Consider the following 18,954-nt stretch of genomic DNA (forward strand, 5'->3'; position numbering starts at 1 on the left):
CGACCCCACCACGTGGCGCAGTCCGCCTCTCGCTCAGCGTGAAACGGATCACCCCTTAGAGGGAAGCTTCAGCCGAAAGCCGTTTCGGTGAGCCAGGCCGCGTCGAACTCGCCCGCGGCGACGATGACGGCCGGTCCGGTCATGTCGATCCGGCCGTCGGGGTGTTCGGTGATGAGCAGGGTGCCGCCGGGGAGGTCGACGGTGTACGTGACGGGCTCGCCGGTCACGGCCGGGTCGACTCCGTCGCGGCGGATGGCGGCAACGGCGACGGCGCAGGCGCCGGTGCCGCAGGAGCGGGTCTCGCCGGAGCCGCGCTCGTGGACGCGCATGGCGACGTGGCGGGGGCCGCGGTCGACGACGAACTCCACGTTGACGCCCGTCGGGTAGACCTCGGCCGGGCTGAACGGGGGCGGGTCGAGCAGCTTTCCGGCGTGGTCCAGGCTGTCGACGAACGCGACGGCGTGCGGGTTGCCCATGTTGACGTTGCGGGCGGGCCAGGCGCGGTCGTCGACCGTCACGGTGACCTGCTCCTCGGGGAGGACGGCGCGGCCCATGGAGACGGTCACGTCCCCGCTCTTGTCCAGGTGCACGCGCTTGACGCCGCCGCGGGTCGCGACGGTGAGGTCGCCGGGCTCGACGTGGCCGGCGTACTGGAGGTAGCGGGCGAAGACGCGGACGCCGTTGCCGCACATCTCGGCGACGGAGCCGTCGCTGTTGCGGTAGTCCATGAACCACTCGGCCTCGTCGGCCATGTGGGCGGCCTCGGGGTGCGCGGAGGACCGGACGACGTGCAGGATGCCGTCGGCGCCGATGCCGGCGCGCCGGTCGCAGAGCTTCGCGACGGCGGTCGCGGGCAGGTCGACGGCGTTGTCCGGGTCCGGGACGATCACGAAATCGTTCTCGGTGCCGTGGCCCTTGAGGAAGGAGAGGCTCGTCTGCGTCACCCGGCCATGGTACCGAGCGGGGCGTCCGTGCAGGTCGGCGGTGTCTACCGGAGCCGTGCGACGCGGTACACGGCGAGGGCTACGACGGCCAGCGCGACCAGGGCGTACAGCGCGGCCATGCGCCAGTCGGAGCGGCGGCCGCTGCCGCGGGGCGGGAACCCGGGCCAGGTGTGGCCGACGCGGCGCGCGGCCATCATCCCCCAGCCGCCGGCGCAGCAGCAGATGAGGAAGCCGAGCATGGCGACCACGGCTCCGCCGTCGCCGAACTCGAAGGCGAGCGGGAAGGCGAACATCAGGGAACCGGCCGCGGCCAGCATCACGATCGGGGCGATCTGCCAGATGCGCAGGCGGCGCTGCGGGCGCAGCTCGACCTCGAACTCGGGACCGGCGGCGGCCTCCGCCTCGGCGGTGTCCGGTACGTCCGGGCCGTCGGGGGTCAGGCGTGCGGGATCGGCGGGCAGGCCGAGGGCCTCGGGCTCGGGAACGTCTCCCGCGGCGACCGGGGGCTGGTTCCCCCAGGGCTTCGGGTCCGTTTCCTGCCTCGTGCCGTCCTGCCCGGTGTCGCGAGGGCCGGCCTCCATCGCCACGCGCCCTCCCCACTCGGACTTCGTACGCCGTTGTTCACCGCCGGTGACCGCACCCGCGGAATTTGATGATGGCACGGCTCAGGGCCCCGAACGGGCGCTCGGGGCGTCCCGATGCCATCACGTGATCAGGCTGTAACCGCTCGTTCGACCAACGACTGCGCAAGTCCGAGGAGTTCCCCGCGGTCGGCGACGGCACCGCTGAGCCAGTGCACGCGGGGGTCCCTGCGGAACCAGGAGTCCTGGCGGCGGGCGAAGCGCTTGGTCGCCCGTACGGTCTCGGCCCGGGCCTCGTCCTCCGTGCACTCGCCGGCGAGGGCGGCGAGCACCTGCTGGTAGCCGAGCGCCCTGGAAGCGGTGATTCCGTCGCGCAGGCCGCGGGCCTCCAGCGTGCGGACCTCGTCCACCAGCCCGGCCTCCCACATCCGGTCCACGCGCAGCGCGATCCGCTCGTCGAGCTCCGGCCGTGCCACGTCGACGCCGATCTGCACGGTGTCGTAGACGGACTCGTGACCGGGCAGGTTGGCGGTGAACGGCTTCCCGGTGATCTCGATGACCTCCAGGGCGCGGACGATGCGGCGGCCGTTGCTGGGCAGGATCGCCTGGGCGGCGGCCGGGTCGGCGGCGGCGAGGCGGGCGTGCAGGGCTCCGGGGCCGCGCAGGGTGACCTCCGCCTCCAGCCGGGCCCGGACCTCCGGGTCCGTGCCGGGGAACTCCATGGCGTCGAGGGCGCCGCGCACGTACAGGCCCGATCCGCCGACGAGGACCGGCGTACGTCCCTGGGCGAGCAGTCTGTCGATCTCGGCGCGGGCCAGCCGCTGGTACTCGGCGACGCTCGCGGTCTCGGCCACGTCCCAGATGTCGAGGAGGTGGTGCGGAACGCCACCGCGCTCCTCGGTCGTCAGCTTGGCGGTGCCGATGTCCATCCCCCGGTACAGCTGCATGGAGTCGGCGTTGACGACTTCGCCGTCGAAACGGCGGGCCAGGGCTACGCCCAGATCGGACTTTCCGGCCGCGGTGGGACCGACGACGGCGATGACCCGCGGGGCGGGGGCTGCATTCCTCACCGCCCCAGTCTCGCAAACGTTGCTGCATGTACCCGATCGAGTTACGTGACGGGGCGGCGGCGGGGTCGTTGCCCTGGCGAGGTTCCGCCGGGCGTACGCCCGGCGGAGGCCGGGCCGCACAGGGCGGAACTTCACCCGCACGAGTAACGTTATGGGAGTAGACATGGGCGTTTTTGATCGGTTTTTTCGTCGTAAGGGCGAAGGTGCGACCGCGGAAGTCACGTCCGAGGACGTGACCGCGGAGTCCGAGGCTGCGGTCACCCGGACCGGCGCCGAGGGCGAGCCGGCGGCGGAGGCCCCCGCGGCGGAAGCCGTGGAGATCCCCAAGCAGCAGTCGGCGGAGGCCGCCGCGGACAGCGAGACCGGCGAGAGCGCCCGTACGTAGCCACCGCCACTGGAAGGTGACCCATGGGCCTGCTGGACACTCTGAAGGCCAAGCTCGCACCGGCGAAGGAGAAGGTCGGCGACCTCGCCCAGCAGCACGAGGGCAAGATCGGCCAGAACCTCGACAAGATGGCCCGGGCCGTGGACTCCAAGACCAAGGGCAAGTACCACGGCAAGATCGAGACCGGTACGAGCAAGGCGAAGGACGCCCTGGGCAAGATCGCGCACAAGGACGCCCCCGGCGGGTCGACGCCGCCGACGGCTTCCTGAGGCGGTCACGGAGGAGGACGGGGCGCGGGTTCACCGAACCCGCGCCCCGTCCTCCTCCGTGTCTCCGTACCTGCCGGGGCGCTGCTAGGACCAGGCGGCGACGAAGTAGCCGACCCCGTACGGGGCGTCCTCGTAGAGCAGCCGCCCCTCGAGTCCGGCGCCCTCGGCGGCGCCGGCCAGCACCTGCCAGGGCGCGCGGCCGGCCGCCTTGAGCTCGTACGCGAGCCCGGCGTCGAGGGCGGCGAGGGCGGGCAGGTCGGCGGCGGCCAGCGCGCGGGCGGCGGCGTCATCGAAGGCGGCGGCCCGGTCGTCGAGGTAACCGGGGGCCTTCAGGGTGCGGCAGGCACTGCCGTCACCCATGACGAGGAGCGCGACGCGCTCCTCGCGCGCGGCGAGCCCGCGGCCGGCCTCCAGGCACCGGGCGGGCTCCAGTGACTCCCCGACCCCGAGGCCCTCGACCGGCGCCGCGCCCCAGCCGGCGCGCCCCAGCAGCCAGGCGCCGACGGCGAGGGACGGTGGCAGGAGGCGGGGGCCTTCGTCCCCGGCGCCCAGCTGTACGTCGGCATCGACGCCGAACCCGCGGAACGTGCCGCGGGCGCCCTGGGGGTACGGGCCGCGGTGGTCCTCGTCCGCGGCACCGACGACGACCAGCAGGTCGGGGCGGGATGCGGCGAGCACGGCGAGCGCGTCGGAGCAGGCGGTGCGGGCTTCGCCGAGTTCGGCGGCGGCACCTGCGGCGACCTCGGGGACGAGGAGCGGCGGGGCGGGGCAGACGGCGGCGGCAACGAGCATGCCCCGCAGCCTAGCCGCCGCACGGCGCACCGGACCCCGGACCCCGAACCCGGGCCGCAGGCCCGGCCCCAGCCCCCAGCCGCCGGCTCCCGTCTCCCGGCTCCCGCTCCCGGCTCCCGGCTCCCGGCTCCCGGCTCCCGGCCGTAGCCTGCGGAGCCCGGCGTACGTCAGGTGCCGCGCGGGCGGGTCAGGAAGACGTGGCGGGCAGGGCGCAGCCCGACGTCGTCGGCGGGAGGGGGGCCGGGACACCCAGCGTGGGAATGCCCAGCATGACCCCCTGCGGCTGCGCCGGGGCCGCGTTCCGCTTCTCCCAGGCGTCGCCCGCGCGGGTGCGGCGGACCGTCAGGGTCGGGCCCTCGGCGAGCAGGTGGTGCGGGGCGGCGTACGTGATGTCGACCGTCACCACGTCGCCCGGGCGGACCTCCTCCTGCGGCTTCGTGAAGTGGACCAGGCGGTTGTCGGGGGCGCGGCCGGAGAGGCGGTGCGTGGTGCCGTCCTTGCGGCCCTCGCCCTCCGCGACCATGACCTCCAGCGTGCGCCCGACCTGCTTCTTGTTCTCCTCCCAGGAGATCTCCTCCTGGAGGGCGACCAGCCGCATGTACCGCTCCTGGACGACCTCCTTCGGGATCTGCCCCTCCATGTCGGCGGCCGGGGTCCCCGGACGCTTGGAGTACTGGAAGGTGAACGCGTTCGCGAAGCGGGCCTCGCGCACCACGTGCATCGTCTGCTGGAAGTCCTCCTCCGTCTCACCGGGGAAGCCCACGATGATGTCGGTGGAGATCGCGGCGTGCGGAATGGCGGCGCGGACCTTCTCGATGATGCCGAGGAAGCGCTCCTGGCGGTACGAGCGGCGCATCGCCTTCAGGATCGGGTCCGAGCCGGACTGCAGCGGCATGTGCAGCTGCGGCATCACGTTCGGGGTCTCGGCCATCGCCGCGATCACGTCGTCCGTGAAGTCCCGCGGGTGCGGGGAGGTGAAGCGGACCCGCTCCAGGCCCTCGATCGCGCCGCAGGCGCGCAGCAGCTTCGAGAAGGCCTCGCGGTCGCCCAGGTCGGAGCCGTAGGCGTTCACGTTCTGGCCGAGCAGGGTGATCTCGGAGACGCCTTCGGCGACCAGGGCCTCCACCTCGGCGAGGATGTCGCCGGGGCGGCGGTCCTCTTCCTTGCCGCGCAGCGCCGGGACGATGCAGAAGGTGCAGGTGTTGTTGCAGCCGACGGAGATCGAGACCCAGGCGGCGTACGCGGACTCGCGGCGGGTCGGGAGCGTGGAGGGGAACGCCTCCAGCGACTCGGCGATCTCGACCTGCGCCTCCTCCTGGATGCGGGCGCGCTCCAGCAGGACGGGCAGCTTGCCGATGTTGTGGGTGCCGAAGACCACGTCGACCCAGGGGGCCCGCTGGACGATCGTGTCGCGGTCCTTCTGTGCGAGGCAGCCGCCGACGGCGATCTGCATGCCGGGGCGCTTGGTCTTCATAGGGGCGAGCCGGCCGAGGTTGCCGTACAGCTTGTTGTCGGCGTTCTCGCGGACGGCGCAGGTGTTGAACACCACGACGTCGGCGTCACCGTCGGAGCCCTCGGGCGCCCGCGTGTAGCCCGCGCCCTCCAGCAGACCGGACAGCCGCTCGGAGTCGTGCACGTTCATCTGGCACCCGTAGGTGCGCACCTCGTATGTTCCCTTGACGTCCACTGCCGTGCTCCGGTCGCTGCTGCTGGTCATGCAACAAGGGTAGGCGGTACCCGGAAGCCCTCCGGCCCCCCGTGCAGCCGGCCTGCGGGCAGGCGGCGGCCGAAGAGGACGAGCAGCAGGTCCTGGGCGGCGCCGTGGACGGGTGCTGCGGCGCCGTGGACGGGTGCTGCGGCGCCGTGGGCCGCGGCGGGGGGCCCGTCGAACGACCAGTCGAGGTCGTCGGCGCACAACCGGATGCCGCTCAGGTCCGCTCCGAAGAACCGCAGGCCGCGCGGGGTGACCGCGGAGAGCAGCAGGCGCAGCCGGTCCTCGGGGACGCGCCGCGGGTGGCCAAGGGCGACCGTGATGTCGAGGCCGTGGACGACGTCGTGGGCGAGCCCGGCGGTGGGTCCGCCCACGGGCGGCTTCCACGGGTGGCCGGCGTTGTCGCGCAGCAGGGCCGCCAGTTCGGGCGGGGTGAAGGCGGCGGCGTCGCGGCGGGCGGCGCGGTCGGTCATGCGGTGCAGGCTGCCACGGGCCCGGGCGAACTCGGCGGCGAACCGGGGCACGGAGTAGCGGAAACCCATCGACAGGTGCGCGGCGACCTCGCGGACCCGCCAGCCCGCGCACAGGCTCGGGGCGTCCCACTGGCCGGGGGTGAGGGTGTCGAGTACGTCGGCCAGTTCGCGGCGTTCGGCGGCGGTGGCCGCGGCGATGTCGGTCATGGATTCAGGGTGGGCGCGGCGGTGGCCATAAGTCCAAGAGCGGGTTCTTCTGCGATCTAGAATCCGCAGTTATGGAATTGGGTCAGCTGCGGTACTTCGTCGCGGTGGTCGAGGAGGGCGGGTTCACCCGGGCAGGGGCCCGGCTGCACGTGTCCCAGCCGGGGGTGAGCGCGCAGGTCGGGCAGCTGGAACGGGAGCTGGGGCTGCGGCTGCTGGACCGGTCGGGGCGGCGTGTGACCCCGACCGAGGCGGGCGAGGCGGTGCTCTCGTACGCGCGGGCCGCACTGGCGGCGGTGGAGGGCATCCGGCGCACCGCGGACGAGGTCCGGGGCCTGCTGCGGGGGCGGGTGGCCATCGGGCTGATCCCGGGGGCGGCCGGTGCCGTGGTGGGCGGCTTCGACGTGGTCGGGGTGCTCGGCGACTTCCACGATGCACACCCGCAGGTGGAGATCGCGCTGGCCGAGGACACCTCGGAGCGGATGCTGGCCGCCCTGCGGCGGGGCGAGCTGGACCTGGCGGTGGTCGGGCTGGGCGGGGAACCGCCCGCCGGGGTCTGCGTACAGGTGGTGCTGGACGAACCGCTGGTGGCCGTCGTGCGGGCCGACGATCCTCTCGTACGGGAGGGCGCCGACGGCCGGATCGCGCTGTCGGCGCTGCGCGGACGGGCCCTGATCGGCCTGCCGCGCGGCACGGGGCTGCGCGGGGTCCTGGAGCGGGGCTGCGCCGAGGCGGGGTTCGCGCCGCGGGTCGACTTCGAGGCGGCGGCTCCGGAGGTGCTGGTGCGGCTGGCCGCGCGGGGGCTGGGGGTGGCGGTGGTGCCGGCTGGCGCGGAGTCGGCGGTGGCGGGCACCGGACGGGAGCTGGTCGCGCTGCGCATAGCCGGGCCGGCCCTGCACGGGCGGGTCGCACTGGCCTGGCCTGCCGACGGCCCGGCGGGACCGGCGGCGCGCACTCTGCTGGAACGGCTGCGGAGCAGGTTCGCGCCGGGAGCAGGAGCCGGATCCGGGACGGGATCAGGGGCCGGATCCGTGGCCGGCTCCGGGACGGGTCCCGGAGCCGGAGGCGGGTCCGGAGCCGGAGGCGGGTCCGGAGCCGGTTCCGCGGCCGGGTGCGGGACCGGCGAGGCGGGCGGGCCGTGACAGGGCGGCGGGTCGGTGGCAGGATCGCGGCCATGGCTCACGTACCGCCCCGCATCCGCAGGCGCACCGCCCTCGGGGGGCTGGTGGCCGTCCTCGCGGTGCTCGGGCTGCTCGCGTGGTGGCTGAAGCCGTTCGGGGAGCCGGAGCTCAAGGGCGGGCTGACGTTCAGCACGGGCGTCCGCACCGGCGTCTACCACCGCTACGGGCAGCTGCTGGACCAGGCGCTCGCCCGGGACATGCCCGGGGTGAAGGTACGGCTGGAGACCAGCGAGGGCTCGCAGGAGAACCTGCGGAGGGTGGCGACCGGCGGGGCCGACTTCACCATCGCGACGGCCGACGCGGTCTCCAAGTACCGGGTCGACGGGAAGCCGGGCGCGGAGGGGCTGCGCGGGGTCGCGCGGCTGTACGACGACTACGTGCAGCTGGTCGTGCCGGCGGGGTCGCCGGTGCAGTCGGCGCGGGACCTGAAGGGCAAGCGGGTCGCCGTCGGCCAGCCGGGCTCCGGGGTCCGGCTGATCTCGGAGCGCCTGCTGACGGCGGCCAAGCTGGACCCGGCACGGGACATCACCCCGGTGTCCATCGGCATCGACACCATGCCGGCGGAGCTGCAGGCCGGCCGGATCGACGCGTTCTTCTGGTCCGGAGGCCTGCCGACGAACGCGGTGCGCGAGCTGTCGGAACGGTTCGACATCCGGCTCGTGCAGCTCGGCGACCTGGTGGAGCAGCTCCAGGCGAGCGGAAGCCCGGCGCGCTACTACCGGGCGGCCGTGATGCCGCAGGACGCGTACACCCGGGCCCGGAACACCTCGTCGGTGGCCACCCTGGCCGTGCCGAACCTGCTGGTCACCACCGAGAACACGGACCCGGAGCTGACCGAGCAGTTCACGCGGACGGTGATCCTCAGCCGCGACCGGATCGGGCACGAGGTGCACGCCGCGCAGCTGGTGGACCTGCGCACCGCGATCTACACGGACCCGCTGGACCTGCACGAGGGCGCTCAGCGGTACTACCGCTCGGTCAAACCCTAGGCCGGGGCCTGGGGCCGGGGCCTGGGGCCGCGGCCCGGCGCGGGGAAGGTCAGGCCGAGGGCAGCAGCATCTGCGCCGCCGCGGCCGCGCCGATCAGCCCGGCGTGGGTACCCAGGGCGGCCGGGACCACCGTGAGGCCGCCGACGAACGAGAGCGTGGCGTAGTCGGCCAGGTGGGCGCGGATCGGCGCGAAGAGGGTGTCCCCGGAGGTGGCGACACCCCCGCCGATGACCGCGATGTCCGTTTCGACGAGGGTCGCGGTGGCCGCGATGGCGGCGGCCAGGGCGCGGCCCGCACGGTCGAAGGCGGCCACGGCGACCGGGTCCCCGGCCTCGGCGGCCCGGGCCACGCCTGCCGCGGTGGCGTCCCCGCCGGGGTCGCCCGGGGTCCAGCCGTGGGCCCGGGCCCACTGGGCGATGGCGGTGCCGGAGGCGATGGACTCCACGCAGCCGTGGCCCCCGCAGACGCACCGCTCACCGTCGAAGGCCACGCTGATGTGGCCGATGTGCCCCGCGTTGCCCGTGGGCCCGGGGTGGAGCTGGTTGTTCAGGATCAGCCCGCCGCCGACCCCGGTGGAGACCACCATGCACAGGGCGTTCGCGTACCCGCGGGCGGCACCCAGCCAGTGCTCGGCGGCGGTCATCGCCACGCCGTCGCCGGCCAGCACCGTCGGGAGCGCCGCGCCGTGCCGTGCCAGTTCGGTCTCGACCCGGGCCTGGACCGGGAAGTCCCGCCACGCCCCGATGTTCACCGGGCTCACCGTGCCGCGGGAGGTGTCGACGGGCCCCGCGCTACCGATGCCGCAGCGCACCGCCGAGGGCCACAGCGGCGAGGCGGCGAGTTCGGCGACGACCTCGGCGACGGCGGCGAAGGCCCCGTCGCCGTCCGTGCCCCGCGGGGTGGGGCGCCGGGTGGTGGCCGTCATCGTGCCGTCGGGGTGCACCAGCGCGCCGGCGATCTTCGTACCGCCGATGTCGATGGCCACCGTCAGGCCGGCGGCCGGGTCGGCAGCCGGGCCGGCGGCCCGCGCTGCGGTGGAGGCGGAGGAGGGACTGGTCACGGAAGCGGCTCCAGGATGGGGTCGGGATTCAGTATGCGGCCGGTGGCGGGGCCGAACTCTCCCGGGGCTCCAGCCGGGGCCGTTCGCCCTCACGGGCCCGGGGCGGGCCACCGCCGAGCACGGCGAGGAGCTCCTCGGCGGCGAGCCGGCCGAAGCCCGCGGTGTCGCGGACGAGGGCGGTGAGCCGGGGGTGGGTGACCCGGCACAGCGCGGAGTCGTCCCAGGCGACCACGGAGATCCGGCCGGGGACCGCGATGCCCAGTTCGGCGGCGACGGCGACGCCCGCGACCGCCATCACGTCGTTGTCGTAGACCAGCGCGGTCGGCGGTGCGGGCTCTGCGAGGACCCGGCGGGTGGCGGCCGCCCCCTCGGTGTCGGAGTAGTCGGTGACCACCGAGCGCACCTGGTCCGGGCCGAGCCCGCGCGCGTCGGCCTCGGCGCGCAGCGAGGCGATCCGGCGGGCGGTGTGGGCGAGGCCGGGCAGCCCGGCGATGTGGGTGATCCGGCGGTGGCCCAGCTCGTACAGGTGGTCCAGGACCTGGGCCATGGCCCGGGCGTCGTCGGCCCAGACCGAGGACAGCGGGCCGGTCCCGCCCGTACCGCCGATCATGACCGCCGGCAGGCCGAGCCCGGCGAGGAGCTCCGGGCGCGGGTCGTCGGTGCGCGGGTCGACGACGAGGACCCCGTCCACGCGCCGTTCGGCCCACCAGCGGCGGAGAACGGCGCATTCGGCGTCGATGCCGTCCACCACCTGGAAGAGCAGGGCGACCCGGCCGGCGGACAACACCTCCTGGATGCCGGAGACCAGTTGGAGGAAGAAGGACTCGACGCCGAGGGTCTGCGCGGGCCGGGCGAGGACCAGACCGACCGCGCCGGAGCGTTCGCCGGACAGGGCGCGGGCGGCGCTGTTGGGCTGCCAGCCGAGTTCCTCGGCGACCCCGCGGATCCGGGCGCGGGTGTCGCGGGAGACGCCGGGCCGGTCGTTGAGCGCGAAGGACACGGCGCTCTCGGACACCCCGGCCCGGCGGGCGATGTCCTTGATGGTGGGTCTGCGGGCCATGGCCTGCCTGCCTCTTCCTTCGTTCCTGCGGTACGTCCGGCACATCCGGTACGTCCGGTGCACCGGGTGCGCCGCACACGTGGACGGCGATGGCGGGACCGTACGCGATCCTGCCCCGGCAGGCAGCCTTGACCAGCATTCAGATACGCACAGGGCCGCGCGGCGGGACCGTGACGAGCCTCGGACCCGTGAGGTCCGCGACCGAAATACCACTGTCCATTTCGGCACTCTTCCGCAGTCGGACCACAGCCGGAACTAAACCGCATTAGCTCCCGCAGCTTGAGAGGCCGGAGGCCTTCTGTCAACGGGACTGAAGCGCATAAGTCGGAGCGTTGGAGGCCCTGTTGACTTACCCCGTGCCACCCGGCAGGTTGTGCGTCACCCGGCGGAATTCCCGAGAACTCCAGGACGCCTTATGCACGACGAAGCCGCCCCTCGTCCGCTCCGTTTCGGCGCCAACTACACCCCGGCCCGCGGCTGGTTCCACCACTGGCTCGACTTCGACCTCGGAGAGGTCCGGGCGGACCTCGACTCCGTCGCCGCGCTCGGGCTGGACCACGTACGGGTCTTCCCGCTGTGGCCGGTGTTCCAGCCGAACCGCACCCTCATCCGACCGCGCGCCGTCGAACAGCTCGTCGCGCTCGCCGACGCGGCCGCCGAGCGCGGGCTCGACGTCAACGTGGACGGTCTGCAGGGGCACTTGTCGAGCTTCGACTTCCTGCCCGCCTGGACCGGCACCTGGCACCGGCGGAACATCTTCACCGACCCGGACGTCGTCGCCGCGCAGGAGGAGTACCTGCGCACGCTGGCCACCGCCCTCGCCGACCGGCCGAACTTCCTCGGCATGACCGTCGGCAACGAGATCAACCAGTTCTCCGGCGACCCGCATCCCGACCCCGACCGGATCACCCGGGAGCAGGCGGGCCGCTGGCTGGAACGGATGCTCGCCGCCTGCGAGAAGGGCGCTCCCGGCCGGTCCCACGTGCACGCCGAGTACGACGCCGCCTGGTACCGGGACGGGCATCCGTTCACCGGGGCGCAGGCGGCCCGGCTGGGCGCGGCCACGGCCGTGCACTCGTGGGTGTTCAACGGGACCGCGCAGCGCCACGGCCGAAGCGGGACGGCGACCGAGCACCACGCCGCGTACCTGGTGGAGCTGTCGAAGGCCTGGGCGCGCGATCCGCACCGGCCGGTGTGGCTCCAGGAGGTGGGGGCGCCGGCGCCGCTGATCCCGGCGGAACACGCGGCCGCGTTCACGGAGGCGACCGTCTCGAACGCGCTGGACTGCCCCGGCCTCTGGGGCGTGACCTGGTGGTGTTCGCACGACGTGTCCCGGGAGCTCGCGGACTTCCCGGAACTGGAGTACGGGCTGGGGCTGCTGACCAACGACGGGCAGGTCAAACCGGCCGGCGCTGCCGTCGCCCGGATCGCCGCCCGGTGGCGGGGCCGGGAGCACCGGCCGGCCGTCCGGTCCACGGCGCTGGCCCTGGACGTCGGCGGGGCTGAGGACGCACCGAGGCGTTCGGTGTGCGCCCCCGGCGGCGCGTTCTTCGACGCCTGGGCCGCGCTGACGGCGCAGGGGGTCCGGCCCGCGGTGGTCCTGGCGGAGCTCGCCGAGGACGCCGCCCATCTGGCCGCGCGCGGCATCACCGAGGTGCTGCGCGTGCACGACGTCACCTGATCACCGCCCACCGCCCCTCGCCCGCTCCCCTCGCCTCCCCCTCCCGCCCATCGCCCATCGCCCATCGCCGACACGTCAACGAGGAGCCCCGCATGTCCGAGACCGGCAACGGCGCCGACCCTCGCACCGCCCGCTCGTCACGTCAGGCCCGTCATGCACCTCCCGCATCCCGGGGGCTTCCCGTGCCTCCGGCGCCGCCGGCCCGTGTGACGCCGCCGGCCCGTGTGACGCCGCCGTCCCGGCGCGGGGTGCTCGCCGCCGGGGCCGGGGCGGGCGCCGCCGCGCTGCTCGGCGTGACCGGCACGGCCACCCGGGCGCAGGCCGCGCAGGCCGCGCGGGTCTCCACGGCCCCGGTGCCGGGCGCCGCCCCGGCCGGCCTGGCCCCGTACGCCTCCTACTGGTTCCCCGACACGCTCCCCCAGGGCGCACCCGGCCCGGGCATCACCTGGCGCTCGCTGAAGCAGTGGACCCCCGAGTCCGATCCGGATCTCGCCCACAACACCGCGACCGTGCCGCTCGCGCCCCGCTTCACGCCCGTTCCGGCGAACGCGGGCGGCCGCGGCGGCCAGGCCCGGATCTCCTCGCTCGTCTCCTTCGGCCCGACCGCGCAGAACCCCTCCCAGGGCTCCGCGACCGCCGACCACTACGCCCTCACGCACTGGGCGTACCTCGACGAGCTGGTGTTCTGGGGCGGGTCCTCGGGCGAGGGCATCGTGCTCGCCCCCAACGCGCCGGTGATCGACGCGGCCCACCGCAACGGCGTCCCGGTGCTGGGCAACGTCTTCCTGCCGCCCGTCGCGTACGGCGGTGATCTCCAGTGGACGCGGGACCTCGTGCAGCGGGACTCCGCCGGCCGGTTCCCGATCGCCGAGAAGCTCGTGCAGGTGGCGCGCACGTACGGGTTCGACGGCTGGTTCGTGAATGCCGAGACCGATGGCGGGGACAGTTCGCTCGCCTCCCGGATGCGGGAGTTCCTGCGCGCGCTGCGGGCGGCCGGCGCCCCGCACGGGCTGCGGATCACCTGGTACGACGCCATGAACAGCACCGGGCGGGTCGGCTGGCAGGGCGCGCTGAACCAGCTCAACCAGGAGTTCTTCGAGGACCGGGCGGGCCAGGTCTCGGACACGGTGTTCGTCGACTTCCGCTGGACCCCGCAGTCGCTGGCCGCCTCCGGCGCGCTCGCCGACCGGCTGGGCCGGTCGCGGCACGAGCTGTGGGCGGCCCTCGACGTGGAGTCCAACGGCTGGAACTCCGGCGTCCGTTGGGATGCGATCATCCCGCGCGACCGCGACCACGTCGTCAGCTTCGGCTTCTACCGGCCCGAGTGGACCCGCAATCACCTCACCGACCGCTCCCCGGGCGCCTTCCACCGCGCCGACGACCGGTTCTGGACGGGCGAGTCCCTGGATCCGGCGCATCCCGCGCCCGAGCGCGGCTGGCGGGCACCCGCCACGGCCGTCGCCGACCGGTCCACCGTCGCCGCCCTCCCCTTCGCCTGCGCGTTCAACACCGGGCACGGGGAACGCTGGTACGAGGACGGCGAGGTCACCTCCGACGTCCCCTGGAACCACCTCGGGCTCCAGGACCGGCTTCCGGGCCGCCGCTGGGCCGTGGACTGCGCGGGGCCGCGCCCGTCCGTCACCCTGGACTTCGCGAAGGCCTGGCGCGGCGGATCCAGCCTCCTCGTGGCCGGCTCCCTCACCGCCCCGGCCGTCGTCGGCCTGCACTGCACGCGGCTCCCGCTGACCCGGTCCGCGGTCCTGGAGCTGGTGCACGCCACCGAGGCGGGCACGCCCGGCATCGAGGTGGGGGTGGCCACGCGCGAGCCGGCCGCTGCGGGCGAGCCGGTCCCGTACACGTGGCTGAAGGCGCGGGCCGGGGCCTCCGGCCGGGCCGGCTGGCACACCTCCCGGGTCGGGCTCTCGGCGCTGGCGGGCCGGACCGCGTACGGGCTGGCCGTACGGATCACGGCCGGCGGGAACAGTGCGGTGGCGTGGCGGCTCGGCGCCCTGTCGGTACGCGACGACACCGCGCGGCGGCGCCCGACGGCTCCGGACGCACTGACCGTGGACGCCTCGGCCCAGCAGGACGGCAAGGCCGCCGTCCGGCTGTCCTGGCGCCGGGCGACCGGTCCGGTCCGCCACTACGAGCTGCAGCGCCTGCTCCCGGACGGCACCCGCCGCTTCCTCGGCGGCACCTGCGGCACGGCCCTGTACCTCTCGGCCGTCACCCGCGCCGGCCGGGAGCCGGCGGCCGTCTTCGAGGTCCGGGCGGTGGACGAGCTGTACGCGGCCTCCGCCCCGGCGGGGACCACCCTCACCTGGACCTGACCGGCGCCCCGGCCCGGACCCGGCCGGGCCCGCCCGGGACCGTCTCCCCGGGCGGCGGGTCAGGGCGTGTGCGGATCGCTGCGCGGGACGACCACCGTCACCCGCAGCCCGTGCGGCGGGTTCGTCTCGTACGCGAGGGACCCGCCGCCCGCGGCGAGCAGTGCCCGGGAGATCGACAGGCCGAGTCCGGAGCCCTTGACGTTCTGGTGGCGGCCGCTGCGCCAGAACCGGTCGCCGACGCGCAGCAGCTCCTCGTCGGTCAGGCCGGGCCCCCGGTCGGCGACGACGACGTGCACGAAGGGCCCCTCCGCGGCGACCGACACCTCGACCTCCTCCCCTTCCGGCGTGAACTTGAGGGCGTTGTCGATGACGGCGTCGAGCGCGCTGGAGAGCGCGATGGGGTCGGCCCAGCCCGTGACGGCGGTGCGGCCCGTCTCGGTGAGCCGTACGCCCTTCTCCTCGGCGTACGGGCGCCAGGACGCCACCCGTTCGGCGGTCAGTGCCGCGATGTCGGTCAGGCTGAGCTCGGCGGAGGTGTGCTCGGCCAGCGCCAGGTCCAGCAGGTCGTCCAGGACCTGGGTCAGGCGCTTGCCCTCGGTCCGCACGGAGGCGATCTCCTCGTTGCCCTCGGGCAGTTCGAGGGCGAGCAGCTCGATCCGCAGGAGCAGCGCGGCGAGCGGGTTGCGCAGCTGGTGGGAGGCGTCGGCGACGAACGCCCGCTGCTGCTCCAGGACCTCTTCCACGTTGTCGGCCATCTCGTTGAACGAATGGGCCAGCCGCCGGAGTTCCGGAGGGCCCCCGGCGGCCGCGACCCGGGAGTTCATCCGTCCCGTGGCGATGCCGTGGGCGGCCGCGTCGAGGGTGCGGACGGGCTTGAGCACCCACCGCGTCAGCACGAGGGCGGCGCCGAAGGCCACGAGCATCGCTGCGGCCAGCCCGGCGATGATGATCATCCAGCCGCTCAGGATCCGGGCCCGCATCTGATCGGTGGGCGACTCGGTGACGACGACCGCGACGACGTCGCCGTCGAGGACGACCGGGGAGGCGACGAGGAGCTTGCCGTGGGTCTGCCAGGGCCACACCTGGGCGGGGTCGTGGCTGCGCCGTCCGGCGAGGGCCTCCTGGAAGGCGCGCCGGCCCTCGCCCTGCTCGGGGAGCTCCCACCAGCCGGGGGCGCGGGCCATGGCGTTGTCGTCGCGCAGGAAGATGCCGACGCGGATGCCGTACAGCTGCTGGTAGCGGGCCAGTTCGAGCTGGAGGGTCTCCAGGCGCTCGGTGGCGCCGGTCGAGCCGGAGCCTTCGGCGTCGATCACGAACTGGGCGAGGGCGGCGAAGCGGGCGCTGTCGTCGATCCGGTCGACCACGACGCGCTGCTGCTGCCCTGCGGCCAGGCTCACGGCGAGCGGGAAGCCGAGGGCGAGCAGGACGCCGGCCATGAGGATGACGAGCAGGGGGAGGAGCCGGGCGCGCACGTCAGGGGCCCCGCTAGGAGGCGGCCGGGGTGACGAGCCGGTAGCCCACCCCGCGGACGGTCTCGATGAGGGCGGGCATGCGCAGCTTGGAGCGCAGCGAGGCGACGTGGACCTCCAGGGTCCGTCCCGTCCCCTCCCAGCTGGTGCGCCAGACCTCGCTGATGATCTGCTCGCGGCGGAAGACGACGCCGGGCCGCTGGGCGAGCAGCGCCAGCAGGTCGAACTCCTTGCGGGTGAGCGGTACGTCGGCGCCGTCGACGCTGACCCGGCGGGTGGCCAGTTCGATGCTGACCGGGCCGAGCCGGACCACGCCGGGGCCGCCGCCCGTACCGGTGGCGGTCTCCTCGGGGGCGCCGGTGCGCCGGGCGACGGCGTGGATCCGTGCGAGGAGTTCACCGGTGTCATAGGGCTTGACCACGTAGTCGTCGGCGCCCATGTTGAGGCCGTGGATGCGGGACCGGACGTCGCCGCGCGCGGTCACCATGATCACGGGCGTCGAGGTGCGCTTGCGGATCTTGCCGCACACCTCGTACCCGTCCTGGTCGGGCAGGCCGAGGTCGAGCAGGATGACCCCGTAGGGCGTGACGTTGCCCGGCGCTCCTGCGGGCAGCAGGGCCTGCAGGGCCTCCTCGCCGCTGCGGGCGTGGGTCACCTGGAAACCGTGCCGGGCGAGGATCGCGGACAGGGCGGCGGCGACGTGGTCGTCGTCTTCGACGAGCAGCAGTCTCATGGCGTCCCCCTTTCCTGATCTGGGCCCGTGGTCAATGGGCCACCATGCATCCACGCCGATGAAGAGGCCCACGTCAAGGGGGTACCGGTCCGGCGCGTCTTCCGTTATGCACCCGGTACGGGCATCCTCGCCCGGACCACGGCGGTGCGCACGGAGCGTATCGGGGCGAGGCCGTATCGTTATGCTCAATTCTCCCTCAGATGTGATGACGGTGTGCGCGCCACGTCACTACTGTCCTCCCAACCGAGGAGGACGGAGCTAGAAGCCGATGAGCGGAGTATCAGTGACCAAGGACGTGCAGGATGCGGCCGGCACCGCGGACGACCTGGTCGTACTGAGCAACGTCAACAAGCACTTCGGCGCGCTGCACGTGCTTCAGGACATCGATCTGAGCATTGCCCGCGGTGAGGTCGTGGTGGTGATCGGTCCTTCGGGATCGGGCAAGTCCACGCTGTGCCGGACCATCAACCGCCTGGAGACGATCGACTCGGGCTCCATCACGGTAGACGGCAAGGAACTGCCCTCGGAGGGGCGGGAACTGGCCCGGCTGCGTGCCGATGTGGGCATGGTCTTCCAGTCCTTCAACCTGTTCGCGCACAAGACGGTGCTGCAGAACGTGATGCTGGGTCAGCTCAAGGTCCGCAAGACGGACTCGGCGGTCGCGCTCGAGAAGGCGAAGTCCCTCCTGGACCGGGTGGGCGTCGGCTCGCAGGCCGACAAGTACCCGGCGCAGCTGTCCGGCGGCCAGCAGCAGCGCGTTGCGATCGCCCGCGCACTGGCGATGGACCCGAAGGTGATGCTGTTCGACGAGCCGACGTCGGCGCTCGACCCGGAAATGATCAACGAGGTGCTGGAAGTCATGCAGCAGCTCGCCCGGGAGGGCATGACGATGGTGGTCGTCACGCACGAGATGGGCTTCGCCCGCTCCGCGGCCAACCGGGTGGTCTTCATGGCCGACGGAAAGATCGTCGAAGAGGCCGCGCCCGAGCAGTTCTTCAGCAACCCGCGCAGTGACCGCGCCAAGGACTTCCTTTCGAAGATCCTGCACCACTGACGTTCTCGTCTGGTAGTGATCCCCTGGCGACTCAGAGCACACGTGTCGCTCGTCGTCCAACAACGTCTCATCCGAGGGAAGTTCACCATGAAGGTTTTCAAGGCCGGTGCGGCCGCGGCCGTGGCCGCAGTCCTCGCTCTGACCGCGACCGCCTGCGGCGGAAGCAGCGACAAGGCGAGTGACGGCGGCGCGTCCGCCGGCGGCGGCAAGGACAAGATCGCCATCGGTATCAAGTTCGACCAGCCGGGCCTGGGCCTCAAGACGCCGGACGGCAAGTTCACGGGCTTCGACGTGGACGTGGCGACGTACGTCGCCAAGGAGCTTGGCTACCAGCCGGACCAGATCCAGTTCAAGCAGGCCGTCAGCGCCGAGCGCGAGAACATGCTCGCCAACGGTGACGTGAAGCTGGTCGTCGCGACCTACACGATCAACGACAAGCGCAAGGCGAAGGTTGACTTCGCCGGCCCGTACTTCAAGGCCCACCAGGACCTGCTGGTCCGCGCCGACGAGTCCTCCATCACCAAGGCCGAGGACCTCAACAAGAAGAAGCTCTGCTCCGTCACCGGCTCCACCTCGGCGCAGAACGTCAAGACCAAGCTGGCCCCCGAGGCCGACCTCCAGGAGTTCCCCGGCTACTCCGAGTGCCTCACCGGCCTGGAGAACAAGGCCGTGGACGCGCTGACCACGGACGACTCGATCCTCGCCGGCTACGCCGCGCAGGAGAAGAACAAGGGCAAGTTCAAGCTCGTCGGCCTGAAGCTGAGCGACGAGCCCTACGGCATCGGCCTGAAGAAGGGCGACAAGGACCTCCAGACGAAGGTCAACGCCGCCCTGAAGAAGATGGTCGAGGACGGCTCCTGGCAGAAGGCGGTTGACGCGAACTTCGGCCCGGCCAACTACAAGGCCGAGCCGGCTCCGCAGATCACCGAAGGCAGCTGATTCATCGGTGAGGCGCGCCGCCGCCCGCC

18 protein-coding genes are annotated in these 18,954 nt (G+C 73.5%); 8 read left to right on the top strand and 10 right to left on the bottom strand.

Annotated features, from left to right (window positions below; all coding sequences use genetic code 11):
* Positions 1 to 68: 68 nt before the first annotated feature.
* From dapF to miaA, 3 genes are all read right to left on the bottom strand, one after another.
* Positions 69 to 944 carry a diaminopimelate epimerase gene (gene dapF / locus ACIPK4_RS34580; RefSeq protein ID WP_402320388.1) on the bottom strand — a complete coding sequence of 292 codons (876 nt, stop codon included), beginning with the start codon at positions 942 to 944 and terminating at the stop codon, positions 69 to 71.
* A 44-nt stretch (positions 945 to 988) separates the two neighbouring features.
* Positions 989 to 1,525, bottom strand: a complete 537-nt coding sequence (locus tag ACIPK4_RS34585; RefSeq protein WP_402320490.1) for a hypothetical protein — start codon at positions 1,523 to 1,525, stop codon at positions 989 to 991.
* 131 nt (positions 1,526 to 1,656) lie between these two features.
* Positions 1,657 to 2,595, bottom strand: a complete 939-nt coding sequence (gene miaA, locus ACIPK4_RS34590; RefSeq protein WP_402320391.1) for a tRNA (adenosine(37)-N6)-dimethylallyltransferase MiaA — start codon at positions 2,593 to 2,595, stop codon at positions 1,657 to 1,659.
* Positions 2,596 to 2,827: 232 nt separating this feature from the next.
* Between miaA and ACIPK4_RS34595 the strand changes: the two genes are divergently transcribed.
* Together ACIPK4_RS34595 and ACIPK4_RS34600 are read left to right on the top strand one after the other, a co-directional pair.
* Positions 2,828 to 2,980: a gliding motility protein gene (locus tag ACIPK4_RS34595; protein ID WP_402320393.1), complete on the top strand. Its 153-nt coding sequence runs from the start codon at positions 2,828 to 2,830 to the stop codon at positions 2,978 to 2,980.
* A gap of 23 nt (positions 2,981 to 3,003) precedes the next feature.
* Positions 3,004 to 3,249 carry an antitoxin gene (locus ACIPK4_RS34600; protein ID WP_402320396.1) on the top strand — a complete coding sequence of 82 codons (246 nt, stop codon included), beginning with the start codon at positions 3,004 to 3,006 and terminating at the stop codon, positions 3,247 to 3,249.
* Positions 3,250 to 3,333: 84 nt separating this feature from the next.
* Here the strand turns inward: ACIPK4_RS34600 and ACIPK4_RS34605 are convergent, their stop codons facing one another.
* The 3 genes from ACIPK4_RS34605 to ACIPK4_RS34615 all read right to left on the bottom strand — a co-directional run bounded on the left by ACIPK4_RS34605 (position 3,334) and on the right by ACIPK4_RS34615 (position 6,432).
* A complete protein-coding gene (locus ACIPK4_RS34605) occupies positions 3,334 to 4,041 on the bottom strand; it encodes a hypothetical protein (protein ID WP_402320399.1) in 708 nt (235 codons plus the stop codon).
* A 187-nt stretch (positions 4,042 to 4,228) separates the two neighbouring features.
* Entirely contained in the window at positions 4,229 to 5,758 is a 1,530-nt protein-coding gene (miaB, locus tag ACIPK4_RS34610) for a tRNA (N6-isopentenyl adenosine(37)-C2)-methylthiotransferase MiaB (protein ID WP_402320402.1), read from the bottom strand.
* Positions 5,755 to 6,432 (bottom strand): maleylpyruvate isomerase family mycothiol-dependent enzyme, encoded by a 678-nt coding sequence (locus tag ACIPK4_RS34615; protein ID WP_402320405.1) that lies wholly within the window; start codon positions 6,430 to 6,432, stop codon positions 5,755 to 5,757. The genes miaB and ACIPK4_RS34615 overlap by 4 nt, the downstream gene beginning before the upstream one ends.
* A 71-nt stretch (positions 6,433 to 6,503) precedes the next feature.
* Between ACIPK4_RS34615 and ACIPK4_RS34620 the strand changes: the two genes are divergently transcribed.
* Together ACIPK4_RS34620 and ACIPK4_RS34625 are read left to right on the top strand one after the other, a co-directional pair.
* A complete protein-coding gene (locus tag ACIPK4_RS34620; RefSeq protein WP_402320408.1) occupies positions 6,504 to 7,571 on the top strand; it encodes a LysR family transcriptional regulator in 1,068 nt (355 codons plus the stop codon).
* Positions 7,572 to 7,603: 32 nt separating this feature from the next.
* The gene (locus ACIPK4_RS34625; RefSeq protein WP_402320411.1) at positions 7,604 to 8,599 is read left to right on the top strand and encodes a TAXI family TRAP transporter solute-binding subunit; all 996 of its coding nucleotides are present in this window, start codon (positions 7,604 to 7,606) and stop codon (positions 8,597 to 8,599) included.
* Between the two features lie 49 nt (positions 8,600 to 8,648).
* Here the strand turns inward: ACIPK4_RS34625 and ACIPK4_RS34630 are convergent, their stop codons facing one another.
* Together ACIPK4_RS34630 and ACIPK4_RS34635 are read right to left on the bottom strand one after the other, a co-directional pair.
* Positions 8,649 to 9,590, bottom strand: a complete 942-nt coding sequence (locus tag ACIPK4_RS34630; RefSeq protein ID WP_402320493.1) for an ROK family protein — start codon at positions 9,588 to 9,590, stop codon at positions 8,649 to 8,651.
* 97 nt (positions 9,591 to 9,687) lie between these two features.
* A complete protein-coding gene (locus tag ACIPK4_RS34635; protein WP_402320414.1) occupies positions 9,688 to 10,719 on the bottom strand; it encodes a LacI family DNA-binding transcriptional regulator in 1,032 nt (343 codons plus the stop codon).
* A 415-nt stretch (positions 10,720 to 11,134) separates the two neighbouring features.
* On the opposite strand from ACIPK4_RS34635, the gene ACIPK4_RS34640 reads away from it, so the two are divergent.
* Entirely contained in the window at positions 11,135 to 12,400 is a 1,266-nt protein-coding gene (locus ACIPK4_RS34640) for a glycosyl hydrolase (RefSeq protein ID WP_402320417.1), read from the top strand.
* Positions 12,401 to 12,624: 224 nt separating this feature from the next.
* Positions 12,625 to 14,730 carry an endo-beta-N-acetylglucosaminidase gene (locus ACIPK4_RS34645; RefSeq protein ID WP_402320420.1) on the top strand — a complete coding sequence of 702 codons (2,106 nt, stop codon included), beginning with the start codon at positions 12,625 to 12,627 and terminating at the stop codon, positions 14,728 to 14,730.
* Between the two features lie 59 nt (positions 14,731 to 14,789).
* Here the strand turns inward: ACIPK4_RS34645 and ACIPK4_RS34650 are convergent, their stop codons facing one another.
* Both ACIPK4_RS34650 and ACIPK4_RS34655 read right to left on the bottom strand, forming a co-directional pair.
* On the bottom strand, positions 14,790 to 16,202 hold the full coding sequence (locus ACIPK4_RS34650; RefSeq protein WP_402320423.1) for an ATP-binding protein: 1,413 nt from the start codon (positions 16,200 to 16,202) through the stop codon (positions 14,790 to 14,792).
* Positions 16,203 to 16,215: 13 nt separating this feature from the next.
* Entirely contained in the window at positions 16,216 to 16,932 is a 717-nt protein-coding gene (locus ACIPK4_RS34655) for a response regulator transcription factor (protein WP_402320426.1), read from the bottom strand.
* A gap of 268 nt (positions 16,933 to 17,200) precedes the next feature.
* Here ACIPK4_RS34655 and ACIPK4_RS34660 point away from each other — a divergent pair, with 268 nt between their 5' ends.
* Together ACIPK4_RS34660 and ACIPK4_RS34665 are read left to right on the top strand one after the other, a co-directional pair.
* Complete coding sequence (locus tag ACIPK4_RS34660) at positions 17,201 to 17,986, top strand: amino acid ABC transporter ATP-binding protein (protein ID WP_402320428.1); 786 nt, start codon at positions 17,201 to 17,203, stop codon at positions 17,984 to 17,986.
* A gap of 87 nt (positions 17,987 to 18,073) precedes the next feature.
* Positions 18,074 to 18,925: a glutamate ABC transporter substrate-binding protein gene (locus tag ACIPK4_RS34665; RefSeq protein WP_402320431.1), complete on the top strand. Its 852-nt coding sequence runs from the start codon at positions 18,074 to 18,076 to the stop codon at positions 18,923 to 18,925.
* The last annotated feature ends 29 nt before the right edge of the window (positions 18,926 to 18,954 follow it).

The organism is Streptomyces sp. NPDC086989, from assembly GCF_044745505.1.
Lineage (GTDB): Bacteria > Actinomycetota > Actinomycetes > Streptomycetales > Streptomycetaceae > Streptomyces.